This is a genomic window from Aeromicrobium sp. 50.2.37 (assembly GCF_024655735.1).
Lineage (GTDB): Bacteria > Actinomycetota > Actinomycetes > Propionibacteriales > Nocardioidaceae > Aeromicrobium.
On record NZ_JANLGG010000001.1, the window covers coordinates 174,943 to 198,752 of the forward strand.

19 protein-coding genes are annotated in these 23,810 nt (G+C 72.0%); 11 read left to right on the forward strand and 8 right to left on the reverse strand.

From position 1 onward, the window contains the following. Window positions 1-74: 74 nt before the first annotated feature. From NUV38_RS00725 to NUV38_RS00735, 3 genes are read left to right on the forward strand one after another with little or no spacing between them, the layout of a single operon-like run. Window positions 75-848 (forward strand): ATP-binding cassette domain-containing protein, encoded by a 774-nt coding sequence (locus NUV38_RS00725; RefSeq protein WP_257727299.1) that lies wholly within the window; start codon window positions 75-77, stop codon window positions 846-848. Then, a complete protein-coding gene (locus NUV38_RS00730) occupies window positions 845-2,134 on the forward strand; it encodes a sugar ABC transporter permease (RefSeq protein WP_257727300.1) in 1,290 nt (429 codons plus the stop codon). The genes NUV38_RS00725 and NUV38_RS00730 overlap by 4 nt, the downstream gene beginning before the upstream one ends. A 7-nt stretch (window positions 2,135-2,141) precedes the next feature. Next, window positions 2,142-3,371: an ROK family protein gene (locus tag NUV38_RS00735; protein ID WP_257727301.1), complete on the forward strand. Its 1,230-nt coding sequence runs from the start codon at window positions 2,142-2,144 to the stop codon at window positions 3,369-3,371. Between the two features lie 21 nt (window positions 3,372-3,392). Here the strand turns inward: NUV38_RS00735 and NUV38_RS00740 are convergent, their stop codons facing one another. Genes NUV38_RS00740 through xylB form a run of 3 tightly spaced genes read right to left on the reverse strand, consistent with a single transcriptional unit; the run spans window position 3,393 to window position 7,145 of the window. Further along, window positions 3,393-4,541 carry an ROK family protein gene (locus NUV38_RS00740; RefSeq protein ID WP_257727302.1) on the reverse strand — a complete coding sequence of 383 codons (1,149 nt, stop codon included), beginning with the start codon at window positions 4,539-4,541 and terminating at the stop codon, window positions 3,393-3,395. A gap of 2 nt (window positions 4,542-4,543) precedes the next feature. After that, window positions 4,544-5,704, reverse strand: a complete 1,161-nt coding sequence (gene xylA, locus NUV38_RS00745; protein WP_257727303.1) for a xylose isomerase — start codon at window positions 5,702-5,704, stop codon at window positions 4,544-4,546. Between the two features lie 46 nt (window positions 5,705-5,750). Further along, entirely contained in the window at window positions 5,751-7,145 is a 1,395-nt protein-coding gene (gene xylB / locus NUV38_RS00750) for a xylulokinase (RefSeq protein ID WP_257727304.1), read from the reverse strand. A 146-nt stretch (window positions 7,146-7,291) separates the two neighbouring features. Between xylB and NUV38_RS00755 the strand changes: the two genes are divergently transcribed. From NUV38_RS00755 to NUV38_RS00770, 4 genes are read left to right on the forward strand one after another with little or no spacing between them, the layout of a single operon-like run. After that, window positions 7,292-9,010, forward strand: coding sequence for an alkaline phosphatase (locus NUV38_RS00755; RefSeq protein WP_257727305.1), 1,719 nt, complete (start codon window positions 7,292-7,294; stop codon window positions 9,008-9,010). A gap of 50 nt (window positions 9,011-9,060) precedes the next feature. Continuing rightward, complete coding sequence (locus NUV38_RS00760; protein WP_257727306.1) at window positions 9,061-9,564, forward strand: flavin reductase family protein; 504 nt, start codon at window positions 9,061-9,063, stop codon at window positions 9,562-9,564. Between the two features lie 46 nt (window positions 9,565-9,610). Beyond that, window positions 9,611-11,500: a 1-deoxy-D-xylulose-5-phosphate synthase gene (gene dxs, locus NUV38_RS00765; RefSeq protein ID WP_257727307.1), complete on the forward strand. Its 1,890-nt coding sequence runs from the start codon at window positions 9,611-9,613 to the stop codon at window positions 11,498-11,500. A gap of 10 nt (window positions 11,501-11,510) precedes the next feature. Then, window positions 11,511-12,413, forward strand: coding sequence for a PAC2 family protein (locus tag NUV38_RS00770; RefSeq protein WP_257727308.1), 903 nt, complete (start codon window positions 11,511-11,513; stop codon window positions 12,411-12,413). Between the two features lie 24 nt (window positions 12,414-12,437). On the opposite strand, the gene NUV38_RS00775 is transcribed toward NUV38_RS00770, so the two are convergent. After that, a complete protein-coding gene (locus tag NUV38_RS00775; RefSeq protein ID WP_257727309.1) occupies window positions 12,438-13,100 on the reverse strand; it encodes a hypothetical protein in 663 nt (220 codons plus the stop codon). Window positions 13,101-13,205: 105 nt separating this feature from the next. Here NUV38_RS00775 and NUV38_RS00780 point away from each other — a divergent pair, with 105 nt between their 5' ends. Next, the gene (locus NUV38_RS00780; RefSeq protein ID WP_257727310.1) at window positions 13,206-14,072 is read left to right on the forward strand and encodes an acyl-CoA thioesterase II; all 867 of its coding nucleotides are present in this window, start codon (window positions 13,206-13,208) and stop codon (window positions 14,070-14,072) included. Window positions 14,073-14,084: 12 nt separating this feature from the next. Here the strand turns inward: NUV38_RS00780 and NUV38_RS00785 are convergent, their stop codons facing one another. The 3 genes from NUV38_RS00785 to NUV38_RS00795 form a co-directional block, all read right to left on the reverse strand. Then, complete coding sequence (locus NUV38_RS00785; protein ID WP_257727311.1) at window positions 14,085-16,001, reverse strand: CocE/NonD family hydrolase; 1,917 nt, start codon at window positions 15,999-16,001, stop codon at window positions 14,085-14,087. 69 nt (window positions 16,002-16,070) lie between these two features. Beyond that, window positions 16,071-16,949 (reverse strand): MaoC/PaaZ C-terminal domain-containing protein, encoded by an 879-nt coding sequence (locus NUV38_RS00790; RefSeq protein ID WP_257727312.1) that lies wholly within the window; start codon window positions 16,947-16,949, stop codon window positions 16,071-16,073. After that, complete coding sequence (locus tag NUV38_RS00795; RefSeq protein WP_257727313.1) at window positions 16,946-18,292, reverse strand: 3-oxoacyl-ACP reductase; 1,347 nt, start codon at window positions 18,290-18,292, stop codon at window positions 16,946-16,948. The genes NUV38_RS00790 and NUV38_RS00795 overlap by 4 nt, the downstream gene beginning before the upstream one ends. 247 nt (window positions 18,293-18,539) lie before the next feature. Here NUV38_RS00795 and NUV38_RS00800 point away from each other — a divergent pair, with 247 nt between their 5' ends. Next, entirely contained in the window at window positions 18,540-19,955 is a 1,416-nt protein-coding gene (locus tag NUV38_RS00800; protein WP_257727314.1) for an acetyl-CoA C-acetyltransferase, read from the forward strand. A gap of 98 nt (window positions 19,956-20,053) precedes the next feature. Here the strand turns inward: NUV38_RS00800 and NUV38_RS00805 are convergent, their stop codons facing one another. After that, window positions 20,054-20,794, reverse strand: a complete 741-nt coding sequence (locus NUV38_RS00805; protein ID WP_257727315.1) for a TetR/AcrR family transcriptional regulator — start codon at window positions 20,792-20,794, stop codon at window positions 20,054-20,056. An 81-nt stretch (window positions 20,795-20,875) separates the two neighbouring features. Here NUV38_RS00805 and uvrB point away from each other — a divergent pair, with 81 nt between their 5' ends. Next, window positions 20,876-22,960 carry an excinuclease ABC subunit UvrB gene (gene uvrB, locus NUV38_RS00810; protein WP_257727316.1) on the forward strand — a complete coding sequence of 695 codons (2,085 nt, stop codon included), beginning with the start codon at window positions 20,876-20,878 and terminating at the stop codon, window positions 22,958-22,960. Then, window positions 22,957-23,775 carry an aldose 1-epimerase gene (locus NUV38_RS00815; protein ID WP_257727317.1) on the forward strand — a complete coding sequence of 273 codons (819 nt, stop codon included), beginning with the start codon at window positions 22,957-22,959 and terminating at the stop codon, window positions 23,773-23,775. The genes uvrB and NUV38_RS00815 overlap by 4 nt, the downstream gene beginning before the upstream one ends. Window positions 23,776-23,810 lie beyond the last annotated feature (35 nt).

The following is a 23,810-nucleotide window of genomic DNA, read 5'->3' on the forward strand; positions in this document are numbered from 1 at the left end:
ACCGCCCCCACGGGTGACACCTCACCTGTCCCGAGACCGACCGACCACCTCCTCGCACGCACCCTGGAGACCACATGAGCACCACACCGCTGCTGGAGCTGCGCGGCATCAACAAGAGCTTCGGCGCCGTCCACGTCCTCCACGACGTCGACCTCACCGTCCACCCCGGACAGGTCACCGCCCTCGTCGGTGACAACGGCGCCGGCAAGTCCACCCTCGTCAAGACCATCGCCGGCATCTACTCGGCCGACTCCGGGCAGCGCTACTTCGAGGGCGAGCCCGTCGACATCCACGGCCCCCGCGACGCCTCGGCCCTCGGCATCGAGGTCGTGTACCAGGACCTCGCCCTCTGCGACAACCTCGACATCGTCGAGAACCTGTTCCTCGGCCGCGAGCTCATGAAGGGTCCGGCGCTCGACGAGGCGACCATGGAGGCCCGGGCCCGCGAGACCCTCGCGTCGCTCTCGGTGCGCACCGTCAAGTCGGTCCGCCAGAGCGTCGCCAGCCTCTCGGGTGGCCAGCGCCAGACCGTCGCCATCGCGAAGTCGGTGCTCTGGAACTCCAAGGTCGTGCTGCTCGACGAGCCGACCGCCGCCCTGGGCGTCGCCCAGACCCGTCAGGTCCTCGACCTCGTGCGCCGCCTGGCCGACCAGGGCCTCGGGGTCGTCCTCATCTCGCACAACATGGTCGACGTCTTCGAGGTCGCCGACCGCATCACCGCCCTGTACCTGGGCCGCGTGGCCGCCGACGTGGCCACGAAGGACGTCACCAACACCCAGGTCGTCGAGCTCATCACCGCAGGTCGCTCGGGCGACCTCGGTCTCACGTCCGTCGGAGAGGCATCATGACCACCACCCCCACCGATCCGTCCTCGAAGGGCGGCAGCGGCCTGGCCGAGACCGACTTCGCGATCGACGCTCGCCAGGCGGCCACGCTCGGCGACGCCTGGCAGGACTACCTCAACCGCCTGCGCGGCGGCGAGATGGGCGCCCTGCCCGCCGCCCTCGGGCTCATCATCCTGTTCATCGTCTTCAGCGCGGCCAGCGACACCTTCCTGACGGCGCTGAACATCGCCAACCTCATCACCCAGGCCGGCGCCATCTGCGTGCTCGCGATGGGGCTGGTCCCCGTGCTGCTGCTGGGTGACATCGACCTGTCCGCCGGCGTCGCCGGCGGCGCCGGCGCCGCCATCGCGGCGCTCGGCATCGTCGACCACGGGCTCCCGTGGTACGTGGCGGTCGTCGGCGGACTCGTCTTCGGTGCGGTGCTCGGTGCCCTGATCGGCGCCCTCGTGGCGAAGCTGGGCATCCCCAGCTTCGTCGTGACGCTGGCCTTCTTCCTGGCGCTGCAGGGGTTGACCCTCAAGCTGATCGGGCAGGGCGGCTCCGTGCGCGTCGCCGACCCGGTGCTCCGCGGCCTCACGATCAAGAACATGCCGGTGGTCGCCGGCTGGACGATCGCGGTCGTGGCCGTCGTCGCCTTCGCCCTGCTGACGCTCCTGCGCTACCGCACCCAGGTGAGCCGCGGGCTCGCGCACCAGCCGCTGAGCCTGCTCCTGGTCAAGATCGCCGGCATGGGTGTCGTGGTGCTCGGCCTCACGGCGCTGCTGAGCGTGAACCGCAGCCGCAACCCCAACTTCCCGATCCAGGGCGTGCCCTACGTGCTGCTGCTCGTCGGCGTGCTGCTCGTCATCTTCACCTTCGTGCTGAGCCGCACGCGCTACGGACGCCACGTCTACGCGGTGGGCGGCAACCGCGAGGCGGCCCGACGGGCCGGCATCGACGTCGACAAGATCCGCATCTCCGTCTTCGTCCTCTGCACCTCGACCGCCGTGATCAGCGGCATCCTCGCCGCGTCCTACGCCGGCAAGGTGTCGCCCTCCTCCGGCGCGGGCAACACGCTGCTCTACGCCGTGGGTGCGGCGGTCATCGGCGGCACCAGCCTGTTCGGCGGCAAGGGCCAGGCCCGTGACGGCGTCATCGGCGGTGTGGTCATCGCGACGATCATCAACGGACTGGGCCTGCTCAACCAGGCCAGCTGGATCAACTACGTCGTCACCGGCGCGGTGCTCCTGCTCGCCGCAGCGGTCGACGCGGTCTCCCGCCGGCGCCGCTCGGCGTCCGGCGTGAGCTGAGCCGGTCGTGCAGACGAGCGCGCGGTCGGGGGCGGGCACCAACCAGGAGGCCGTCCGGCGCCACAACCTGGGCACGCTCCTGGGCCACGTGCACCTGCTGGGTCGGGTCTCCCGGTCCGACCTGACGTCGGCGATGGGACTCAACCGGAGCACCATCGCCGGGCTGGTCACCGAGCTCCAGGGGCTCGGACTGGCCGAGCAGGTCAGGTCGGAGGCGGTGCGCAGCAGCGCCGGGCGCCCGTCGCCCGACGTGGTGCCCACCCAGGACGGCGCGCACGTGCTCGCGGTCGACGTGCGCGTCGACGGACTCACCGTCGCGCGAGTCGGCCTGGGCGGTGCGGTGCTGGCCCGCGCCACGGGTCCGATCCCCGCGTCGCGAGACCCGCACGCGGTGGCCGACGCGGTCATGGCCATGCTGCGCCTGGTCGTGCGTGACGCCTCACCGGGCAGTGCGCTGGTCGGCGTCGGCATGGCCGTGCCCGGCGTCGTGCGGCGCTCGGACGGACTCGTCCGCCTGGCCCCCAACCTCGGCTGGCGGGACGTGCCCTTCAGCGCGATCATGTCGGACCGTCTGGGCGGCATCGCTCCCGTGGACCTGGGCAACGACGCCGATCTCGGGGCGTTCTCCGAGCACCTGCGGGGTGCCGGGGTCGACGTGGCGGACCTCGTCTACCTGTCCGGCGAGGTCGGCGTCGGTGCCGGCGTCATCGTCGACGGCCACCGGCTCGTCGGGGCGGGTGGGTATGCCGGGGAGATCGGGCACATGTCGCTCGACCCGGCCGGCCGCGAGTGCCACTGCGGCAACCGGGGGTGCTGGGAGACCCAGGTCGGCGCGCACGCGATCGCCGAGGCGATCGGCTGCCCGCCCGACCGGGTCGGATCCCTGGGAGAGATGCTCGACGGCCTGCAGGAGGTCGACGACGACCTGCGGGAGGTCGGCCGGCTCCTCGGTCGTGGGCTCGCGAACGCCGTCAACCTGCTCAACCCGCGGGTCGTCGTGCTCGGCGGGTTCCTGCGCTCGCTCTACCCGCTCGTGCAGGACGAGGTCGACCGGACGCTGCACGACACCGCCCTCGTGGCGCCGCGTGAGCTGGTGCGGATCGAGCTGCCGGGACTGGGTGCCGACGCCGTGCTCGTCGGTGCGGCCGAGACGGCCTTCGAACGGCTGCTCGCGGACCCCGTGACCTGCCTGGCGGCGGCCCAGGTCGACGTCGAGTCAGCGCTCAGCGTCGCCTGAGCACGCTACGACCGCGGGTCCTCAGAGCGCGACGGAGCCCTCGAGCACGTCGGTGAGGGCCTGCTCGGCCGCGCCCAGGGCAGCGGCCTCGATCCCGAGGGTGCCGACCCGGACGTCCGGGCGCTGGTGGTGGGCGGCGGGCAGCCGCCGGTGCACCACGTCCTGCGCACTGCGCAGGATCCACGGAGCCAGTGGCTGGAAGTAGCCACCGAGCACGATCACCTCGGGGTCCAGGACCGTGCAGAGCGTGGCCAGTCCGTGACCGAGCTGTGCGCCGAGCACGTCGAGGGCGGTCGCCACCTCGGCCTCGGTCTCGGCCCTGGCCGCCACCTTCGCCGCACGTTCCATCGGCGTGCCCGAGGCTCGCATCCCGACGGCGGCGAGCGCGGCACGCAGTCCCACGGTGGTCTCCCAGCATCCCTGCCGTCCGCAGGCGCAGCGGCGGGCGAGGTCACCGATCGGCATGTGGCCCACCTCGCCGGCGAATCCCGACCCCCTCACGAGGCGGCCGTCCTGCACGATACCGGCGCCGATGCCGACGGTCCCGGTGATGTACAGCGTCGAGACGGAGTCCTGGGCGGCTCCGTGGGTCGACTCGGCGACCGCGGCGAGGTTGGCGTCGTTGTCCACCAGGACGGTGAGGCCGAGCGCCTCGGCGAGCACGTCGCCGGGCCGGGTGCCCGTCCAGCCGAGGTTCGGGGCCAGCGCGACCGTGGCGTGGTCACGCTCCACCAGCCCCGGGACGGCGAGGTGTGCACCGACGATGCGCCCGGGTGCCTGCTCGGCCACCTCGAGGGCGAGCTCCTGCAGGGTCTCGAGCGCGTCGACGCCGTCGGGCACCTGGCGCGTCGTGGTGAGGACCCGCGTGGCGGCCAGGTCGACGAGTGCCGCGGCCACGTAGTCGACGTTGACCTCGAGGCCCAGGCCGAGCACCGAGCCCGCCGCGAGCTCCACCGGCCGGGACGGTCGACCCCGGCCCTGCGACGACGCGTCTCCCTCGACCACCACCGCCCGCTCCGACAGCTCCCCGACGATCGCTCCGACCGTGGCCTTGGCCAGACCGGTGCGCCGGGCCAACGACGTGCGGCTGCTCGGGCCCGCGTCGCGCAGCGTGCGGACGACGAGCGCCGTGTTGGCCCGGCGCAGCTGGTCGGGGGCGGCCGGGGGCATGCTCAGCGCACCCCGTACAGGTGCTCGAGCGCGAGCTGGTCGAGGTGCTCGAAGGCCATGCCACGGGCGCCGAGGACCTCGGGGTCCTCGCCGGTCTCGGCCTGCAGGTCGGCCCAGGTCTCGCCGGCGGCCAGCGTCGGCTCGGAGAGCTCGGGCACCCGCGCTGCCGTGAGCGCCTCCTGGACCTCGGGGTCGGCACGGAAGGCCAGGGCCTTCTCGCGCAGCACGAGGTAGTTGGTCATGCAGGCGGCAGCCGCGGTCCACACGCCGTCCTCGTCCTCCGTGCGCGGGGTCTTGAAGTCGAAGTGCACCGGTCCGTCGTACCCGCCCTGCAGCAGGGTGTCGACGATCCAGAACGCTCCACGCGCGTTGCCCGCGCCGAAGCGGAAGTCCTGGTCGTAGCGCGGACCCGACTGGCCGTTGAGGTCGATGTGGAACAGCTTCCCGTGCCACAGCGCCTGGGCGTAGCCGTGAGCCGCGTTGAGTCCGGCCATCTCCTCGTGCCCGATCTCGGGGTTGACGCCGACCATCTCGGGCCGCTCGAGGCTGTCGATGAAGGCGAGCGCGTGCCCGATGGTGGGGAGCAGGATGTCGCCCCGGGGCTCGTTGGGCTTGGGCTCGATGGCGAACTTCAGGTCATAACCCTGGTCCACGACGTACTGGCCCAGCAGGTCGAAGCCCTCCTTGTAGCGCGAGAGGGCCGCCTGCACGTCCTTGGCGGCACCGCTCTCGGCGCCCTCGCGCCCACCCCAGCAGACGTAGACCTGGGCACCGAGCTCGGCGGCCAGGTCGATGTTGCGCATGACCTTGCGCAGGGCGAACCGGCGAACGGCGCGGTCGTTCGAGGTGAAGCCGCCGTCCTTGAAGACCGGGTGGCCGAAGAGGTTGGTGGTCGCGGTCGTGACGGCGAGCCCGGTCTCGGCCAGGCCCTTGCGGAACCGGTCGAGGATCGCGTCGCGCTCGGACTCCGAGGAGCCGAAGGGCACCACGTCGTCGTCGTGGAAGTTGACGCCGTAGGCGCCGAGCTCGGCCAGCTTCTCCAGCGCGTGGACCGGGTCCATCGCCGCGCGGGTGGGGTCGCCGAAGGGGTCGCGGCCGGCGTACTGCACCGTCCAGATGCCGAAGGAGAACTTGTCGGTGGGGACGGGGGTGGGGACGGTCATGTCGGGCCTTTCGAGGGGTTCGGGTGGTCGGTCGTGAACGGGGACGTCAGGTGGTCCAGGGCGCCGTGAGCTCGCGCAACGTGGCGTAGGCGTCACGGACGTGGGGGAGAGGGGCGGCCTCGCGCACCCGGCTCTCGGGCAGCGCCCAGGCCGGCGGCTCGGCGGACCCGGAGAGCGACCAGGCTGCCTGGCGGGCCGCGCCGAGCGCGACGTACTCCGCGTCTCCCGGCAGCGTGACGGCTCGGCCGAGCACGGCCGGCGCCAGCGCCTGGACGGCACGGTTCCGCGCCCCACCGCCGATCAGCAGCACCCGCTCGACGGTGCCGGGGCCGCCGAAGCCCTGGGCCACGGCCTCGAGGGCGTCGGCGAGGGAGCAGAGCAGGGCCTCGACCGCTGCCCGTGCGACGTCCTCGCGGCTCGTGGACGGGGTCAGTCCGGCCCAGGTGCCGGTGGCGTCCGGACGGTTCGGGCTGCGCTCCCCGGCGTAGTAGGGGCTGACCGTGAGCCCGTGGGCGCCGGCCGGTGCCGCGAGGGCCAGGTCCGCGAGGCCGTCGTGGTCGACCCCGAGGAGCCTCGCGTGCAGGTCGAGGATGCGCGCGGCGTTCATGGTGGTGGCCATGGGGAGGTACCGGCCGGTCGCGTCGGCGAACCCGGTGACGACGCCGGTCGCGTCGGCGACGGGCTTCTCGCTGACCGCCGAGGCGACCCCGGAGGTGCCGATCGACAGCGACACGTCGCCGGCCACCAGTCCGAGTCCGAGGGCAGCGGCCATGTTGTCCCCGGTGCCGGCGGCCACGACGCACCCGTCGGCGGTCGTCGTCACCTGCTCCGCCGGCTGGGCCACCCGCGGCACGTGCGGGACGCGCCCGAGCGCCAGCTCGAGCAGGTCGGTCCGGTAGGCGTCGTCGACGGCGGAGTAGTAGCCCGTGCCGGACGCGTCGCCGCGATCGGTCGCGGGCTCGGCCCGCTGACCCGAGGCGTGCCAGGTCACGTAGTCGTGCGGCAGCATCACGCGGACGGTCTGCCGAGCGGCGTCGGGCCTGTGGTCGCGGAGCCAGCGCAGCTTGGTGATGGTGAAGGAGGCCACGAGCACGCTGCCCACGGCCTCCGCGCACGCGGCGGGTCCACCCATCTCCTCGACGAGGTCCGCCGCTGCGCCGGCGGAGCGGGTGTCGTTCCAGAGCAGGGCGTCGTGCACCGGGAGGTCGTCGGCGTCGAGCGCCACCATGCCGTGCTGCTGCCCACCGACGGCCAGCGCTGCCGCCCGCGGCAGCAGGGGCCCGGCAGCCTCGTCGAAGGCGGCCAACCAGGCACGGGGATCGACGCTCGAGCCCTCGGGGTGCCGGGCGGTGCGCGACTCGACGACGGTGCCGTCGTCGGCGTCGACGAGCAGCGCCTTGGTGGACTGCGTCGAGGAGTCGACGCCGAGGACGAGAGGCATCCTCCGATTATTCGTTCAGTGCCCGAACAAAGTCAAGACCGAGCGTGGTCCACGTCACGATCTCGTCATGGGACCGCGTCGTGACGGCCGTCTGGTGCTCGACGCCGCGACGTCCATCGTTCACCAGGCAGGGTTCTGCTGAGGCCATGACCAGCATCGAGTCCTCGCCCTCGGCCGGCCCTCCGGACCCGCCACCTCCGTCCCGCCGACATGTCCTGACCGGTGCCGCCGTCGGCGCCGGGGCCGTCCTATGGCCGACGACCGCCTCGGGGGCCGCCGTCGACCGCCGAGCCCACGCCGTGGCGCTGCGGCGCACCCCGTTCACGCTCGGCGTCGCGTCGGGCGACCCTGTGCCCGACGGCTTCGTGCTCTGGACCCGGCTCGCGCTCGACCCGACGGCAGCCGACGGGCTCGGCGGGATGCCCCGACGTCCGGTCGAGGTGAGCTGGCAGGTCGCCGCCGACGACGGATTCCGCCGTGTGCTGCGCAGGGGCAGCGTGACGGCCCTGCCGCGTGACGCGCACAGCGTGCACGTCGAGGTCGACGGCCTCGGCCCCGGCCGTGAGCCCTGGTACCGCTTCCGCGTGGGGCGCCACGTCTCGCCCGTCGGACGGACCACGACGTCGCCCGCCGCCGGCAGCATGCCGAGGTCGCTCAGCATGGCGTTCGCGTCGTGCGCCCAGTACGAGCACGGGTTCTTCACCGCGTACCGACGTCTGGCCGAGGACCGGCCCGACCTGGTCCTGCACCTCGGCGACTACCTGTACGAGTACACCGCGAACGACTACGTGGCCCCGGGTGGGAACGTGCGCAGCCACGAGGGGCCCGAGACGGTCGACCTCGCCTCCTACCGCCAGCGACACGCGCAGTACAAGGCCGACGCCGACCTGCAGGCCGCGCACGCCGCGGCGCCCTGGCTCGTCGTGTGGGACGACCACGAGGTCGACAACAACTGGGCGGGTGGGACGCCGGAGGACCCGCTCGAGACGCCCGGGTTCGCCGCTCGGCGTGCAGCCGCGTTCCGTGCCTACTACGAGAACATGCCGCTGCGACGCTCCTCGATCCCGCGCGGGGACCACCTGCAGCTCTTCCGACGCCTCCACTGGGGCAGGCTCGCGTCGTTCCACATGCTCGACACCCGGCAGTTCCGCGACGACCAGGGGTGCGGTGACGGCTACCGGGCCGACTGCCCGGCCGCGGTCGACCCGAACCGCACGATCGTGGGCCCCGCCCAGGAACGGTGGCTCCTCGACGGCTTCCGCCGGTCGCGTGCCCGGTGGGACGTGATCGGCCAGCAGGTCTTCTTCGCCCAGCGCGACAGCACCGACGGGCCGGTCAAGACGGTCTCGATGGACGCCTGGGACGGCTACCAGGCCTCACGCGACCGGATCACCCGCGGCTGGGTCGACGCCGGTGTGCGCAACCCGGTCGTGCTCACCGGGGACGTGCACGCTCACTGGGCCGGCGAGCTCAAGCTCGACTACGACGACCCGACCACGCGCACCGTCGGGACCGAGCTGGTGTGCTCGTCGGTCACGTCGGGCGGCAACGGGGCGGACGGCCCCGTGGACGGGCACGCCTGGCTGCGGTGGAACCCGCACCTGCGCCTGCAGAACAACCTCCGCGGCTACGTCCGGACCCGGATCACGCCCGACGACATGACGGCGGAGTTCCGCTGCCTCGCCCAGGTCCGGGCGCCGGGGGCCGAGGCCTTCACCCGGGCGACCTTCGTGGTCGAGGACCGGGTCCCCGGGCTGAACCTCGTGCAGGACCGCGGTGTGCCCGGGGCCCGGACCTTGGCCGGGAGGTCGGCCGAGCAGGACACGCGCGAGACGATCGAGCGGGAGACGGACCGGCCGGACTGAGGTGACCGCTCACGCGGTGGGGAACGAGGTGGCGGGCCTAGGCTGGCGGGGTGACGATCCACGACGAGCACCCCTTCGCGTCCCCCGAGGGTGATCGGGACGGGTTCCGTCGTCTGCGCGGACGCCTGCCCGCCGCCGTGACGGTGTGGGCGGCAGGGGAGGGACGGGCGCGCGTCGGCCTCACCGTCTCCTCGCTGCTGCTCGCCGCCGGGGATCCGCCCCGGGTCCTGGCCCTGGTGGACGAGGAGTCCACGCTCTGGGAGGCGCGGCCGACCACGGTCGTCGTGAACGTGCTCGGCCCCGACCACGCCTTCCTCGCCGACGCCTTCGCGGGGACCGCTCCGGCCCCGGGAGGACCGTTCACCCTCGGGACCTGGGACGACGGCCCCTGGGGCCCGCGGCTCGCCGACGCCGTCGGGTGGGTGGGGGTGCGTCTGGACGGGACCGAGCCGCGTCGCGAGGGCTGGGGGCTGCTGCTCGCCGGCACCGTGGAGCACGTCGACCTGCGGGACGGGGAAGCCCTGACGCACGTCCGGGGCCGCTACCGGACCTGAGCGGAGGCCGACGGCGGGGGTGGGACGGGATCGCTAGACTGACCGAATGGCGTTGCTCGACCAGATCACCGGCCCCGCGGACCTGCGGGCCCTGTCCGACGCCGAGCTGGAGACCCTCGCGCACGAGATCCGCGAGCGGACGATCGACGCGGTCGCCGCGCACGCCGGTCACCTCGGGCCCAACCTCGGCGTGGTCGAGCTGACCCTCGCGATCCATCGCGTCTTCGAGTCCCCGCGCGACCGCGTCGTCTGGGACACCGGGCACCAGGCCTACGTCCACAAGATGGTCACCGGGCGGGCCGGCGACTTCGACACGCTGCGCCAGGAGGGGGGCCTGTCGGGCTACCCCTGCCGCGGCGAGTCCGAGCACGACTGGGTCGAGAACTCGCACGCGTCCACGAGCCTCTCCTACGCCGAGGGCATGGCGCGGGCCAACCAGGTCCTCGGCCGCGACGACCACGTGGTGGCCGTCATCGGTGACGGTGCCATGACCGGCGGCATGGCCTGGGAGGCGATCAACAACATCGCCGCCTCGCAGGACAGACGCCTCGTCATCGTGGTCAACGACAACGGCCGGTCCTACCAGCCCACGGTCGGTGGCCTCGCCAACCGGCTCACCGACATCCGGACGAACCCGCGCTACGAGCCCGCCCTCAGCGCCATCCGCGACCGGCTCAACCGCGGCGGACCGGTCGGCCCCGCGGCCTACGGCGCCCTGCACGCGATCAAGAAGGGCGTCAAGGACGCTCTCGCCCCCCAGGGCATGTTCGAGGATCTCGGCCTGAAGTACGTCGGTCCGGTCGACGGTCACGACCGCGCAGCCCTCGAGCAGGCGCTCACGCTGGCCAAGCGGTTCGGAGGGCCCGTCCTCGTGCACGTGCTCACGACCAAGGGCCAGGGCTACGACATCGCGGTGGCCAACGAGAACGACCAGATGCACCAGGCCCCGCCGTTCGACCGTGAGACCGGCGACGCGGTCTCCGTGGCCCCCGCGGGCTGGACCTCGGTGTTCCGGGACGAGGTCGTGCGGATCGCCGACGAACGCCCCGACGTCGTTGGCATCACGGCGGCCATGCTCTACCCCGTCGGGCTCGACGCGTTCGCCGACAAGTTCCCCGACCGGGTGTTCGACGTCGGCATCGCCGAGCAGCACGCGGCCACCAGCGCGGCGGGCATGGCCATGGCGGGCCTCCACCCGGTGGTGGCGGTCTACGCGACCTTCCTCAACCGCGCGTTCGACCAGGTGCTCCTCGACGTCGCCCTGCACCGCTGCGGCGTGACCTTCGTGCTCGATCGGGCCGGGGTCACCGGCGACGACGGCGCGAGCCACAACGGCATGTGGGACATGTCGATGCTGCAGATCGTGCCGGGGCTGCGGCTCGCCGCGCCCCGCGACGGCACGCGGCTGCGGGAGCTGCTGCGCGAGGCCGTGGCCGTCGACGACGCCCCCACGGTGGTCCGCTTCGCCAAGGGCGCCGTGCCCGCCGACGTCGACGCGATCGACACGGTCGGCACCGCCGACGTCCTCGCGCGCGGGGACTCCGACGACGTGCTCGTCCTCGCCGCGGGATCCATGGTGCCCGTGGGCCTCGGGGCCGCCGAGAGGCTGGCCGCCGACGGACTCGGCGTCACCGTCGTCGATCCCCGCTGGGTCAAGCCGTTCGACCCGGCCGTCGTCGCACTCGCGGCCTCCCACCGCCTCGTGGTCACCATCGAGGACAACGGTCGCATCAGCGGTGTGGGTGCCGCGTTCACGCAGGCGCTGCGCGACGTCGAGAGCGACGTCCCGGTCCGCGTGCACGGTGTCGCGCAGGAGTTCCTCGACCATGCCAAGCGTCCGGTGATCCTCGAGCGCCTCGGCCTCACGCCCGACGCCGTGGCGGCCGACACCCGTGCCGCCTGGCAGCGGGTCGTCGGGAACAATCTCGAGCCGTGAGGTCTTGACCATGAAGTGGCCCTCTCGACGTGACCCTGAATCCTCGGACCCGACCCCGTCTGGTGACGGCCCGGTCCTGATCCATGCCCTCGACGGCTTCCTGACGGCCGGTGGGGCCTCGCGCATCGCGGCCGAGCACCTGGTGAGTGGGCGAGGCGAGGTGGTGCGCAGCTTCGACGTCGACGAGCTGTACGACTACCGCGCCCGTCGGCCCATGATCACGTTCCGGCAGGACCACTACGTCGACTACGACGAGCCCCGCCTCGACATCGTGCGCGAGCTCGACCGCTCCGGCACGCCGTACCTGGTGCTCGCCGGTCCCGAGCCGGACTTCCGCTGGGAGTCCTTCGTCGACGGGGTGCAGGAGGTCGTCGAGGACCTCGACGTCAGCCTGACCCTCGGGCTGGGAGCCGTGCCGATGGGTGTCCCGCACACCCGGCCGCCCATGATCACGGCCCACGGCTCGCGACCGGAGCTGGTCGACCGCAAGAACCTGTGGCAGGCGGAGGTGCGCGTGCCGTCGTCGGCACAGTCGCTCCTGGAGTACCGGTTGGCGCAGCGCGACATCGACAGCGCCGGCTACGTGGTCCACGTCCCGCACTACCTCACCCAGGTCGACTACCCGCCGGCCGCGCTGGCGCTGCTCGAGGCGGTCATCGACCGCACCGGGCTCGACCTCGATCTCGACCCGATCCGCGCGGTGCAGGGCGCCACGGTGGCCGACATCGAGCGGCAGATCGCCGAGCAGGGCGGCGCGGAGGTGCTGTCCGGACTCGAGGAGCAGTACGACGCCTTCACCCGTGGGGCGGCTCAGTCGCTGCTCGCCGACGACGACTCGATCCCGAGCGGCGACGAGCTGGCCGACCAGTTCGAGCAGTTCCTGGCGCGGCAGCGCAAGAACGACGAGGGATAGCCCGACCACGAGGGTCGGCCCGGCTCAGGTGCCGGCTGCGTCGGCTGCCGGCACGCGATGCGTGTCCATGAGGCCGGTGGGCCCCGAGCGCCGACCGCGGCCCTGGCGTCGATGGACGACGACGGCAGCGACGACGCAGCCGAAGGAGCCCAGTGCGAGGTCCGCGAGCGTGTCGCCGTAGGCACTGCGACGCTCGCTGGACCGACTGATGAACGCGAAGTACTCGGCGATCTCCCAGAACACCGCAGCCGGCACCCCGAAGGCGAGCGACCGCTCCAGAGTCGCGCCGAAGGTGGCCGAGCGGGGCAGCGTGAGCAGGATGAACGCCGCCGCGAGGAGGCCGGTGTTCATGAAGTGCATGAAGTCGTCGAACCAGACGATGCGGTCGTAGAGGTCGAGCCGGTTGCCCAGGACGTCGGTGAAGCACGTGATGGTGACCATGAGGTCCGCTGCCCAGGGGAACGGGCGACGCTCGCGCCAGAAGAGCCACCAGACCACCGGGACGGTGAACGAGAGCAGCGGATAGGCGACGGCGCGGAGACCGGCCGCCTTGTCGGCCATGTTGCCGAGGTCCGGCGCGGACATCGCCAGCGCCAGCAGCAGCACGAGGGCGGCCTTCGCGACGAGGTCCAGGGTGCGGACGAGCTGCGGGACGGGGTGGCGCGCGGGGGCGGGAGCGACGGACATCTGTGTGAACTCTAGGTGATGGGCCCGGACGCCCGGTCGTCGCTGCGGTGAGGTCGTCGGTCGGGTCGTGGCATGGGCGAGGCCTCGAGTCGATACGATCGCGGCGTGCCCGCCTCACTGGACCAGCTCGTGACCCTCCTGGACCTCGAACCTCTCGAGGTCGGCCTCTACCGGGGTGGCCAGCCGGAAGGATCGAGCCTCACGCGCGTCTTCGGTGGCCAGGTGGCCGCGCAGGCCGTCACGGCCGCGCAGCTGACGGTCCCCGAGGACCGCTACATCCACTCCCTGCACGCCTACTTCCTGCTCGGCGGCGACCCGTCGATCCCGATCGTGTACGACGTCGAGAACGTCCGCGACGGCGGGTCCTTCACCACGCGCCGGGTAGCCGCACGCCAGCACGGCGAGACCATCTTCTACATGACCGCCTCGTTCCAGAAGGCCGAGGAGGGCTGGGACCACCAGGACGTCATGCCCACCGTCCCCGCGCCGGCGGACTCCACGCCGCTGCTCGAGGTCATCCGCGCCGTCCGACCGGACGAGGTCGACACCTGGAAGCGCGAGTGGTCGTCGTTCGACCTGCGGTACATCGGCGACAACCGGCCGGACGACGACCCGACCCGACAGAGCGTCCCCGCGGTCCAACGACTCTGGTTCCGCGCCGACGGCACGCTTCCGGACTCGCGCATCGTCAACACGGCGGCCTTCGTCTACATCAGCGACTTCAGCCTGCTCGGGGTCGCGCTGATCCCGCACGGACAGTTCATCGGTTCCCCGGAGGTCGTCCCGGCCTCGCTGGACCACACCATCTGGTTCCACCGGCCCATCCGTGCCGACCAGTGGCTGCTGTACGACCAGACGTCGCCGTCGGCCTCCGGCGCCCGCGGGCTCAGCACGGCCCGCGTGTTCACCGAGGACGGCACGCTGGTGGCCACCGTGGCCCAGGAGGGCCTGATCCGTCGCCGTCGCTCCTGAGCGGACCGCCGCTCAGGGGGTCCCGAAGGTCAGCGCCGACGGGTGCTGCGGGCCCGTGTGGACGGTCATCGGGGCCAGCGAGGGCAGCAACGAGCCCAGGGTCGGGAGCAGGTGCGGCACGTCGAAGCCCTGCACCGAGACCCGCAGGCGGTGCCCCTTGGCCAGTCTGGCGCGCGTGGGGAAGACCTCGACGTCGACCGGGGCGACGGTGCCGGCGGCCAGCGGCTTCTGGGCCTGCTTCGTGAACGGATGGTGCGGTTGGACCAGGGTGCCGCGGACGTAGCGGGATCGGGTCGTGTCGAGGGCGCGGTGCGACACGACCTGCCAGCCGCCGGTGAGCCGTGAGACGGTCCCGTCCGGCGCCACGTCGGAGACCGTGACCGAGAGCATCCCGTCGCCCGTCGGCGTCGACGTGTACAGCCGGGCGTTGAGCGGGCCGTGGACGACGACGTCGGAGGTCAGCGGTGCGGTCTCGAAGACCGGGCCGAGGGTGTCGTTGAACTGGTTGTTCGTGAAGCAGGGCAGGTCGGGCACCACCAGTCCGACGACGCCGGCCGTCCACTGGTTGGTGGACCGGCTGCAGAGGCCCTGCACGGGGATGGCGGGCACGGTGGTCCGCCCGGCGGTCGGGGTCCCCGTGGTCAGGCCTCCGGCCGACCCGGCGGTCCGGGCGGTCCCGCTGAGGCGGAACGTGCGCGGCGTCAGGCTCGACGGCATCCACTCCGTGCCACGGACCCAGCGTCCGCTGCCCTGCTCGTAGTAGCTGAGCCCGGCGATGTCGGACAGCCGCTGGTTCGGCAGCTTCTTGACGTAGTGGTCGAACCAGCGGAGCTGCAGCTCGCTGAGGCTGCCGTAGCCGGCCGACTCGAGGCCCTGGCCGCCGGAGGCCTGGAGGTGGTCCCAGGGGCCGACGATCATCTTGGTGGGCACGCCCCGACGCTGGAGGTTCTCGTAGAGCAGGGGAGTCCCGCGCTGGAAGAGGTCGTACTCGCCGGCCACCAGGAAGGTCGGCGTGGTGACCCTCGAGACCACCTCGATGGGAGAGCGCTGCGTGTAGAACGCGCCGTCGTAGGCGGGCTCGCCCCCGCCGAGGGCGCTGACGAGCAGGTCTAGGCTGAAGGCGCCGTTGCCGAGCAGGTGCGTGACGAGGGTGCCGAGGCCTCCGGCCGGGTCGGTGGCGGAGAGGTACGGCGGGATGATCGCGGTGCCGTTGACGAGACCGATCCACAGCGGGATGAACCCGACGTCGAGCGCCCCGCCGGAGGCGACCACGTCGCGGTACACGTCGGCGGCCGGGACCTGCGGGAAGATCGCCTTGAGTCCGGCCGGTCGGTCGGCGGCCGCGAACATCTGCGCGATGCCCATGTAGGAGGGGCCGCGCATGGCGGTGCTGCCGTTCGACCAGGACTGCTTCGCGGCCCAGGTCATGACCTCGCCGAAGTCCTTGCCCTCGCGCGAGCAGAAGGCGCACCACGTCCCGGCCGAGCTGCCCGTCCCGCGCGCGTCGACGGTCAGCTGCAGGTACCCGCGCTTCACCAGGTAGGACCCGTCTCCGCCACCCAGTCCGCCGGCCTGGTCCTGCACGTTCTTGTTGTACGCGGTGATGGTCACGACCACCGGGAGCCGGCGGGTCTCGACGCGTCCTGCGGCGTCGACCGGTCTCATGAGGTTGCCCCGCAGGACGGTCCCGTCGGACATCGGGATCGCCAGGTCGCGCTCGGTGGTCGTCGTGGGGTACTGCTCGGGGCGCGGCGACCACCCACCCGTGGCCTGCACCGGTCCTGCTGCTGCGGTCGCCGACCGTGCGGTGGCGCCGGAGACGGGCGACGGTGCTGCGGAGGCGGGGACGCCCGCGAGCGCGACCGCCGTCGTCACGGCGAGGGCGGACGCGACGACGGCGAGGGGACGACGTGTGGTGCGACGGTTCATGACGGGCTCCTCCTGGGGTCCAGGAGGTCCAACGACGAGATGCCCGTCACGTCACTGTCCGGATCGTGCTCAGGACGGGGTGACGCGGCCGACCAGGTGCGTGGAGTCCTTCTTCTGCGCACGGACCCCGAAGTCGGTGCCGTCGTCACCGGTCGTCGACCCGAACACCACGGTCGTGGGCAGGAGGACGGGCTTCTTGAACTCCACGTCGACGACGAACGCGTCGGGGAGCCGGTTCTGCAGGGCCGCCAGGCTGCGGGCCTTCGTCCACATGCCGTGCGCGATGTTGCTCGGGAAGCCGAACGCCTTCGCGGTGACGGGATACAGGTGGATGGGGTTGCGGTCGCCGGACACGGCGCCGTAGCGCCGGCCCAGGTCACCCGCGAGCCGCCAGTGCACGACGCCCCGGGGAGCCTCCACGCCGTCCAGCGGCGCGGGCGACGACTCAGGCGCTCCGCCGCGACCGCGCGAGAACAGCGTCGTCACCTCGTCCCACACGAGCTCGCCGTCGATCGTGACGGCCGTGAGGAGGTCGACGAGTCGTCCCTTCGGGTGCGGTCGCAGGTCGGCGGCGCGCACGGAGACGTCGAAGACCTCGTCGGCACCGATGGGACGGTGCTGCGTGATGCGGTTCCGCAGGTGCACCAGGCCCATGGGCGCGAAGGGGAACGCGGTGTCCGTCATGAGGGCCATGTGCAGCCCGAACGCCGCCATGTGCGGGTACGTGGCAGGCAGGTGCTCGACGTGCGGGAAGCCGCACACGTCGAGGTACCGCTCGAGGTGCGCCGGGTCCGTCCCGACGCCGGAACGCTCCAGCACGAGGTCGGGCACCGCGCCCGACGCGTGCTTGACCCCCGGCAGCGAGCCCACGACGGGCAGGGCCGGCAGGGCGGCCTTCAGCATGAGAGGCAGCGTGGACGGTGCCTCCTCGAAGCGCCTGGTGGTCACGAGGCCCCCAGCAGCATCTGGCCGTTCACGCCGAGGACGTTCCCGCTCACGGCGCCCGAACCGGGGTTCGCGAACCAGGCGATCGCCTCGGCGACGTCGACGGGCAGGCCGCCCTGCGACATGGAGTTCATGCGGCGCCCGGCCTCGCGGATGCCGAGCGGGATGGTCTTGACCATCTCGGTCTCCATGAAGCCCGGGGCGACGACGTTGGCCGTGATGCCGTCGGCGGCGACCCGCTCCGCGAGCGACTGGATCCAGCCGATCACGCCGGCCTTGGCCGACGCGTAGTTCGTCTGGCCGTTGTTGCCGGCGATGCCCGCGATCGAGGCGATGCCGATGATCGTGCCGCCGGTGTTGACGAGGCCCTGGGCCAGCAGCTCGTCGGTGATCCGCTGGGGCGCGCCCACCGAGATGTCGACCACCAGCTGCCAGTTCTCGGCCCTCATGTTCCGCAGGCGCTTGTCGCGCGTGATGCCGGCGTTGTGCACCACGACGTCGACCGCGCCGTAGTTCTCCTTGACGTAGGCGGCGATCGTCGCAGGGGCGTCGGGCGAGGTGATGTCACCCACGATGTAGCCGCCGCCCAGCTCCTCGGCGAGGGCCTTGAGGTCGCCCTCGAGCGGCGGGACGTCGAGGCCGATGACGGTGGCCCCGTCGCGGGCGAGGGTGCGCATGTCGGCCTCGCCGAGGCCGCGCGAGGCGCCCGTGACGAGCGCGACCTTGCCGGCGAGCGGCTTCTGGAGGTCGGCCGGCTCGGTCACCGTCGTGATGCCGGTCGAGCCCACGCGGACGACCTGGCCCGAGACGTAGGCGGACTTGGCGGAGAGGAGGAAGCCGAGCGTCGAGGCGATGGACTTCTCGGCGCCCTTCGCGAGGTAGACGAGGTTCGCGGTGCTGCCGGACCCGACCTCCTTGGCGAGCGAGCGGGTGAAGCCCTCGAGGGCTCGCTGAGCGACCCGCGCGCCCTCGGTGGAGGCGTCCTCGGGCACGGAGCCGACGACGACGACCCGGCCGCAGCCCTGCAGCTGACGGAGCACCGGGGTGAAGAACTCCTGGAGCGCCACCAGCCCGGCGGCGTCGGCGATGCCCGTCGCGTCGAACACGAGGCCCTTGTAGCGCTTGCCCTGGGCAGGCACGCCCGTGGCCTCGATCTTGTCGGCCTTGAGTGCAGCGGTGATCGCCTTGGAGACCGTCCCGGCCTTCGCCGTGCCGGTGAGGACGGTGCCGTCGACCAACGGGCCGCCGTCGTAGCGCTCCAGGTACGGAGGGTTGGGCAGTCCCAGGTTCTTCACGAGGAACTTGCCGATCGGGTTGTGGGCCAGGTCCTGGTAACGATCGCTCATCAGGGGGTGTGTCCTATCTCTCGCATACCATCGGTATCTGGAATCGCACGTGAACTGTAACTTGGAGTGACAACCGCGTCCACCGGGCGTGGTGAGGCGCACACCGCACGGCCCCGGCCCTCGCCGGGACCCTCGCGGGCTGTCGGCTCACCCTGCCACGTGGCACCATCGTCCCGCACGCACCTGCCCGGTGTCGCACGACCCGCACCACCACCTCGCCCACCCCGAAGCGCAAGGAGCACGCGCCATGGCGGAGAACACCCCCGCGAAGAAGTCACCGGCCAAGAAGGCCCCCGCTGCCAAGAACGCTGCGACCAAGGCCGCCGGCACGAAGGCCGCGACGAGCGCGGCTGCGGCCGGCGCCTCCGGCAGCGAGCAGACCGTCCGCAAGGTCGTCGTCGTCGGCGGCAACCGGATCCCGTTCGCCCGGTCGAACACGGTCTACCAGAACGTCTCCAACCAGGACATGCTCACGGCAGCCCTCGACGGTCTCGTCGAGCGCTACGACCTCGAGGGCGAGAAGGTCGGCGAGGTCGTCGCCGGCGCCGTGCTCAAGCACAGCCGCGACTTCAACCTGGCGCGCGAGACGGTCCTCGGGTCCAAGCTCTCGCCCGAGACGCCCGCCGAGGACATCCAGCAGGCGTGCGGCACCGGTCTGCAGGCCGCGTTCCAGGTCGCCGCGAAGATCTCGCTCGGCAAGATCGAGTCCGGCATCGCCGGCGGCACGGACACCACGTCCGACGCCCCGCTGGCCGTGGGGGACAAGCTGCGCAAGATCCTCATCGAGGCCAACAACGCCAAGGACAACAAGGGCCGCCTGGCCGCCCTCGCGAAGATCCGGCCCGCGTACCTCGCCCCCGACCAGCCCCGCAACGCCGAGCCTCGCACCGGGCTGTCGATGGGTGACCACCAGGCGATCACGACCCATGCCTGGGGCATCACCCGCGAGGCCCAGGACGAGCTCGCGGCGGCCTCGCACCAGAACCTCGCCGCCTCGTGGGACGCCGGCTGGCAGGACGACTTGGTCACGCCGTTCAACGGTGTCACCAAGGACAACCACCTGCGCCCGGACTCGACGGTCGAGAAGCTCGCCAAGCTCAAGCCGGTCTTCGGCAAGCAGCTCGGCGACGAGGCGACCATGACCGCCGGCAACTCCACCCCGCTGTCCGACGGTGCCTCCGTGGCACTGCTCGCCTCGGAGGAGGAGGCGCAGCGCCGCGGCTGGACGCCCCGTGCGTACTTCGTGGACTACGAGACGGCGGCCGTCGACTACGTGAGCGGTGCCGAGGGCCTGCTCATGGCCCCGGCGTACGCCGTGCCGCGCATGCTCGCGCGCAACGGGCTCACCCTGCAGGACTTCGACTACTACGAGATCCACGAGGCCTTCGCCGGCCAGGTGCTCTCGACCCTCGCCGCGTGGGAGGACCCCGAATTCTGCAAGGAGCGTCTGGGCCTGGACGTCCCGCTCGGCTCGATCGACCGCAGCAGGCTGAACGTGAAGGGATCCTCGCTCGCCGCAGCGCACCCCTTCGCGGCCACCGGTGCGCGGATCGTCGCCAACCTGGCCAAGCTGCTGCACGAGAAGGGCCCGGGCAGCCGCGGTCTCATCTCGATCTGTGCGGCCGGCGGCCAGGGCGTCGTCGCCATCCTCGAGGGCGCCTGACCCTCCGGAACCGACGACAGGACCCCCACGGCCCAGCCGTGGGGGTCCTGTCGTTGGGGGTCCTTCGCGTCGGGCGTACGTCCTGCGGGGCGCGAAGGTCAGCGGCCTCGCGCCATCGCGAGGGCTCCGCGCAGCAGGTGGTCGAGGAGGTCGTCGGTCACGACCGGGTCCACGACGGGGAGCCCGGAGATGTGCTCGCGGACGGAGATCTGCAGGTGCGCCAGGTTCAGGGCACCGAGGCCCTGCGTGTAGAGGACGTTGGCGAGGAGGTTCGGGTCGGCCACGGCGAACTCGCCCTCGGCGTCCCCGGTCTCGAGGACCCGCACCACGTGGCCGAGGCAGGCGCTCATGGCGGTGCCGAGCCGGATCATCACGTCCTCGCTGACCTCCTCCATCAGCTCGACCCCGCGCCGACGCAGCAGCGTCTGCGCACAGTCGACGAAGGCCGGGTGCTCGAGTCCGTAGCCGAAGAAGGCCCGCACGAGCGCGTCGAGGCGCTGGGGGCCCGTGCGGTCGGGGTCGTCACCCGGCGCCAGGGCCCCGTCGAGCTCGGTCAGGTAGCCCAGCAGAGTCACCGCGAACAGCTCCTCCTTGCTGGAGAAGTGCCGGTAGATGATCGCCCGGTTGATGCCGACGGCCTTGGCGATGTCCTCGATCTGCGCCTCGCGCACGCCGCGTTCGTCGAAGAGCGCCCGGGTGGCGGCGACGATCTCCGCCGAACGCGCGGCACGTCGCTGCTCGGTGCGGGACCGAGGCCCGCGCGGGGCACCCTCCGTGGGGGCGGGGGTCGTCCCACCCTCGTCGTGGGTCTCGCCCGTGCTCGTCTCCGATGCAGACATGCATGCATCCTAGGTGTGGCCGATCACGGCCCCACGGCAGGAGCGACGCCGGTGTCGGTGGCAGGTCGTACGGTGGAGGTCATGAGGCCCAAGTCCGCGCTGCGCCGCCAGGTCGCGCCGTTCTCCGTCGTGTCCGAGTACGAGCCCGCCGGCGACCAGCCGACCGCGATCCAGGCCTTGCAGGAGCGCATCGAGTCGGGCGCGCAGGACGTCGTGCTCATGGGCGCCACCGGCACCGGCAAGACCGCCACCACCGCCTGGCTCACCGAGCGTCTGCAGCGTCCGGTGCTCGTGATGCTCCCCAACAAGACGCTCGCCGCCCAGTTCGCCACCGAGCTGCGGGAGCTGCTGCCCCACAACGCGGTGGAGTACTTCGTCTCCTACTACGACTACTACCAGCCCGAGGCCTACGTCCCGCAAACCGACACCTACATCGAGAAGGACTCCTCGATCAACGAGGAGGTCGAGCGCCTGCGCCACTCCGCCACCTGGTCGCTGCTCACCCGACGCGACGTCATCGTGGTCGCCACGGTGTCCTGCATCTACGGCCTCGGCTCGGCGCAGGAGTACACCGAGCGCATGATCGGCTTCAAGGTCGGCGAGGAGAAGCCGCGCGAGGAGCTGCTCCGTTCGCTGGTCCAGGCGCAGTACGTGCGCAACGACGTCGCTCCCACCCGCGGCACCTTCCGGGTCAAGGGCGACACCCTCGAGATCTTCCCCGTCTACCAGGAGATGGCGGTCCGCATCGAGTTCTTCGGCGACGAGATCGAGCGGCTCATGACGCTGCACCCGCTCACGGGCGAGGTCCTCAGCGAGGACACCGAGCTCTACGTCGGGGCCGCGACGCACTACACCGTGGGCCCGGACGTCATGACGCGGGCGATCGAGAGCATCGAGGTCGAGCTGGCCGAGCGCCTGGCCGAGCTCGAGGGCCAGGGCAGCCTGCTGGAGGCGCAGCGGCTGCGCATGCGCACCACCTACGACATCGAGATGATGCAGCAGGTCGGCACGTGCGCCGGCATCGAGAATTACTCGCGCCACATGGACGGGCGAGCTCCGGGAACGGCGCCGAACTGCCTGCTCGACTACTTCCCGGAGGACTTCCTGCTGGTCCTGGACGAGTCGCACGTGACCGTGCCGCAGATCGGCGCGATGTACGAGGGCGACATGTCGCGCAAGCGCACGCTCGTCGAGCACGGGTTCCGCCTGCCCAGTGCCATGGACAACCGGCCCCTCACGTGGGGCGAGTTCCTGGAGCGGATCGGGCAGACCGTCTACCTCTCGGCCACGCCGGGCACCTACGAGATGGAGAAGACCGGCGGTGAGGTCGTCGAGCAGATCATCCGGCCCACCGGCCTGGTCGACCCCGAGGTGATCGTCAAGCCGACCCGGGGCCAGATCGACGACCTCATCGCGCAGATCCGTGACCGGGTCGAGAAGAACGAGCGCGTCCTCGTCACCACCCTCACCAAGAAGATGTCCGAGGACCTCACCGACTACCTGCTCGAGGCCGGCATCCGCACCCGCTACCTGCACAGCGAGGTCGACACGCTGCGCCGCGTCGAGCTGTTGCGCGAGCTGCGCATGGGGGAGTACGACGTGCTGGTCGGGATCAACCTGCTGCGCGAGGGACTCGACCTGCCCGAGGTGAGCCTGGTGGCCATCCTCGACGCCGACAAGGAGGGCTTCCTGCGGTCGGGGCGCTCCCTGATCCAGACGATCGGTCGTGCCGCGCGCAACGTCTCCGGCCAGGTGATCATGTACGCCGACCGGATCACGGACTCCATGGCCCTGGCGATCGACGAGACCAACCGACGTCGCGAGAAGCAGGTGGCCTACAACCTCGAGCGCGGGGTCGACCCGCAGCCGCTGCGCAAGAGGATCGGTGACATCACCGACATGCTCGCGCGCGAGGACGCCGACACCGCGACCCTGCTCGCAGCCACGGGCGACCACAAGCGACGCGGTGCGCCCGTGCCGCTCGGACAGCACACCGCCGGTCTCGCGGACCTGCCGTCGGCCGACCTCGCCGCCCTCATCGAGCAGCTCAGCGAGCAGATGCACGCCGCGGCGGCCGACCTGCAGTTCGAGGTCGCGGCTCGCCTGCGCGACGAGATCGGGGAGCTCAAGAAGGAGCTGCGCGGCATGCTCGAGGCGCACGCGTGACGGTGCGGGCGGTCCAAGGACCCCTCGCGGTCGAGATCGATCCCGACCACGGGGCTCGGCTCGTCTCGTTCACGGTGGCCGGGCTGGAGCTGATCGCGACGGAGTCGGTGCCCGGGGTCCCCGACACGATCACCCGGGGCAGCTATCCCATGGTGCCGTGGGCGGGCCGGATCGGGCACGGCGTCGTGGAGCACGAGGGCGTGCGGCACCGGTTGCCGACGGCCGACGACGGCAACGCGCTGCACGGTCTCGGCCGTGACGCCGTCTGGACGCAGGTCGATGACCTCACCTTCGAGGCCGAGCTCGGTGATCCGTGGCCGGTCTCGGGGACGGCGAGGCTCCACTACGCCCTCACCGCATCTGGACTCACCTGCACGCTCGGGTGGGACGGCGCAGGGCCCGGTGCCTCGCTCGGGTTCCACCCCTGGTTCCGCCGCAGGCTCGCCGACGGCTCGGAGACGGTCCACGACGTCGCCCCCGAGCGCATGGTCGAGCGGGGCGAGGCGATGCTGCCCACAGGTCGGCTCGTCGAGCCGGCGGCCGAGCCGTGGGACGACTGCTTCGCGCTGCAGCGGCCGCCGTCGATCCGTTGGGGCGACACGCTCACCCTGCGGCTCGGCAGCGACGCACCGTGGTGGGTCGTCTACACCCGACCCGAGCACGCCGTGTGCATCGAGCCGCAGACCGCCCCGCCCGACGCCTTCGCCCACCCGTCCTGGCACCGGTACCTGGACGCGTCGTCGATCACCTTCACGCTCGACGTCGAGCTGCACGGTGCGGCGGGTCGTCCTGCGGGGGTTGCCGCAGCCCCGTAGCGTCGAGGCGTCGGAAGGTCCCGGGCGAGGGACAC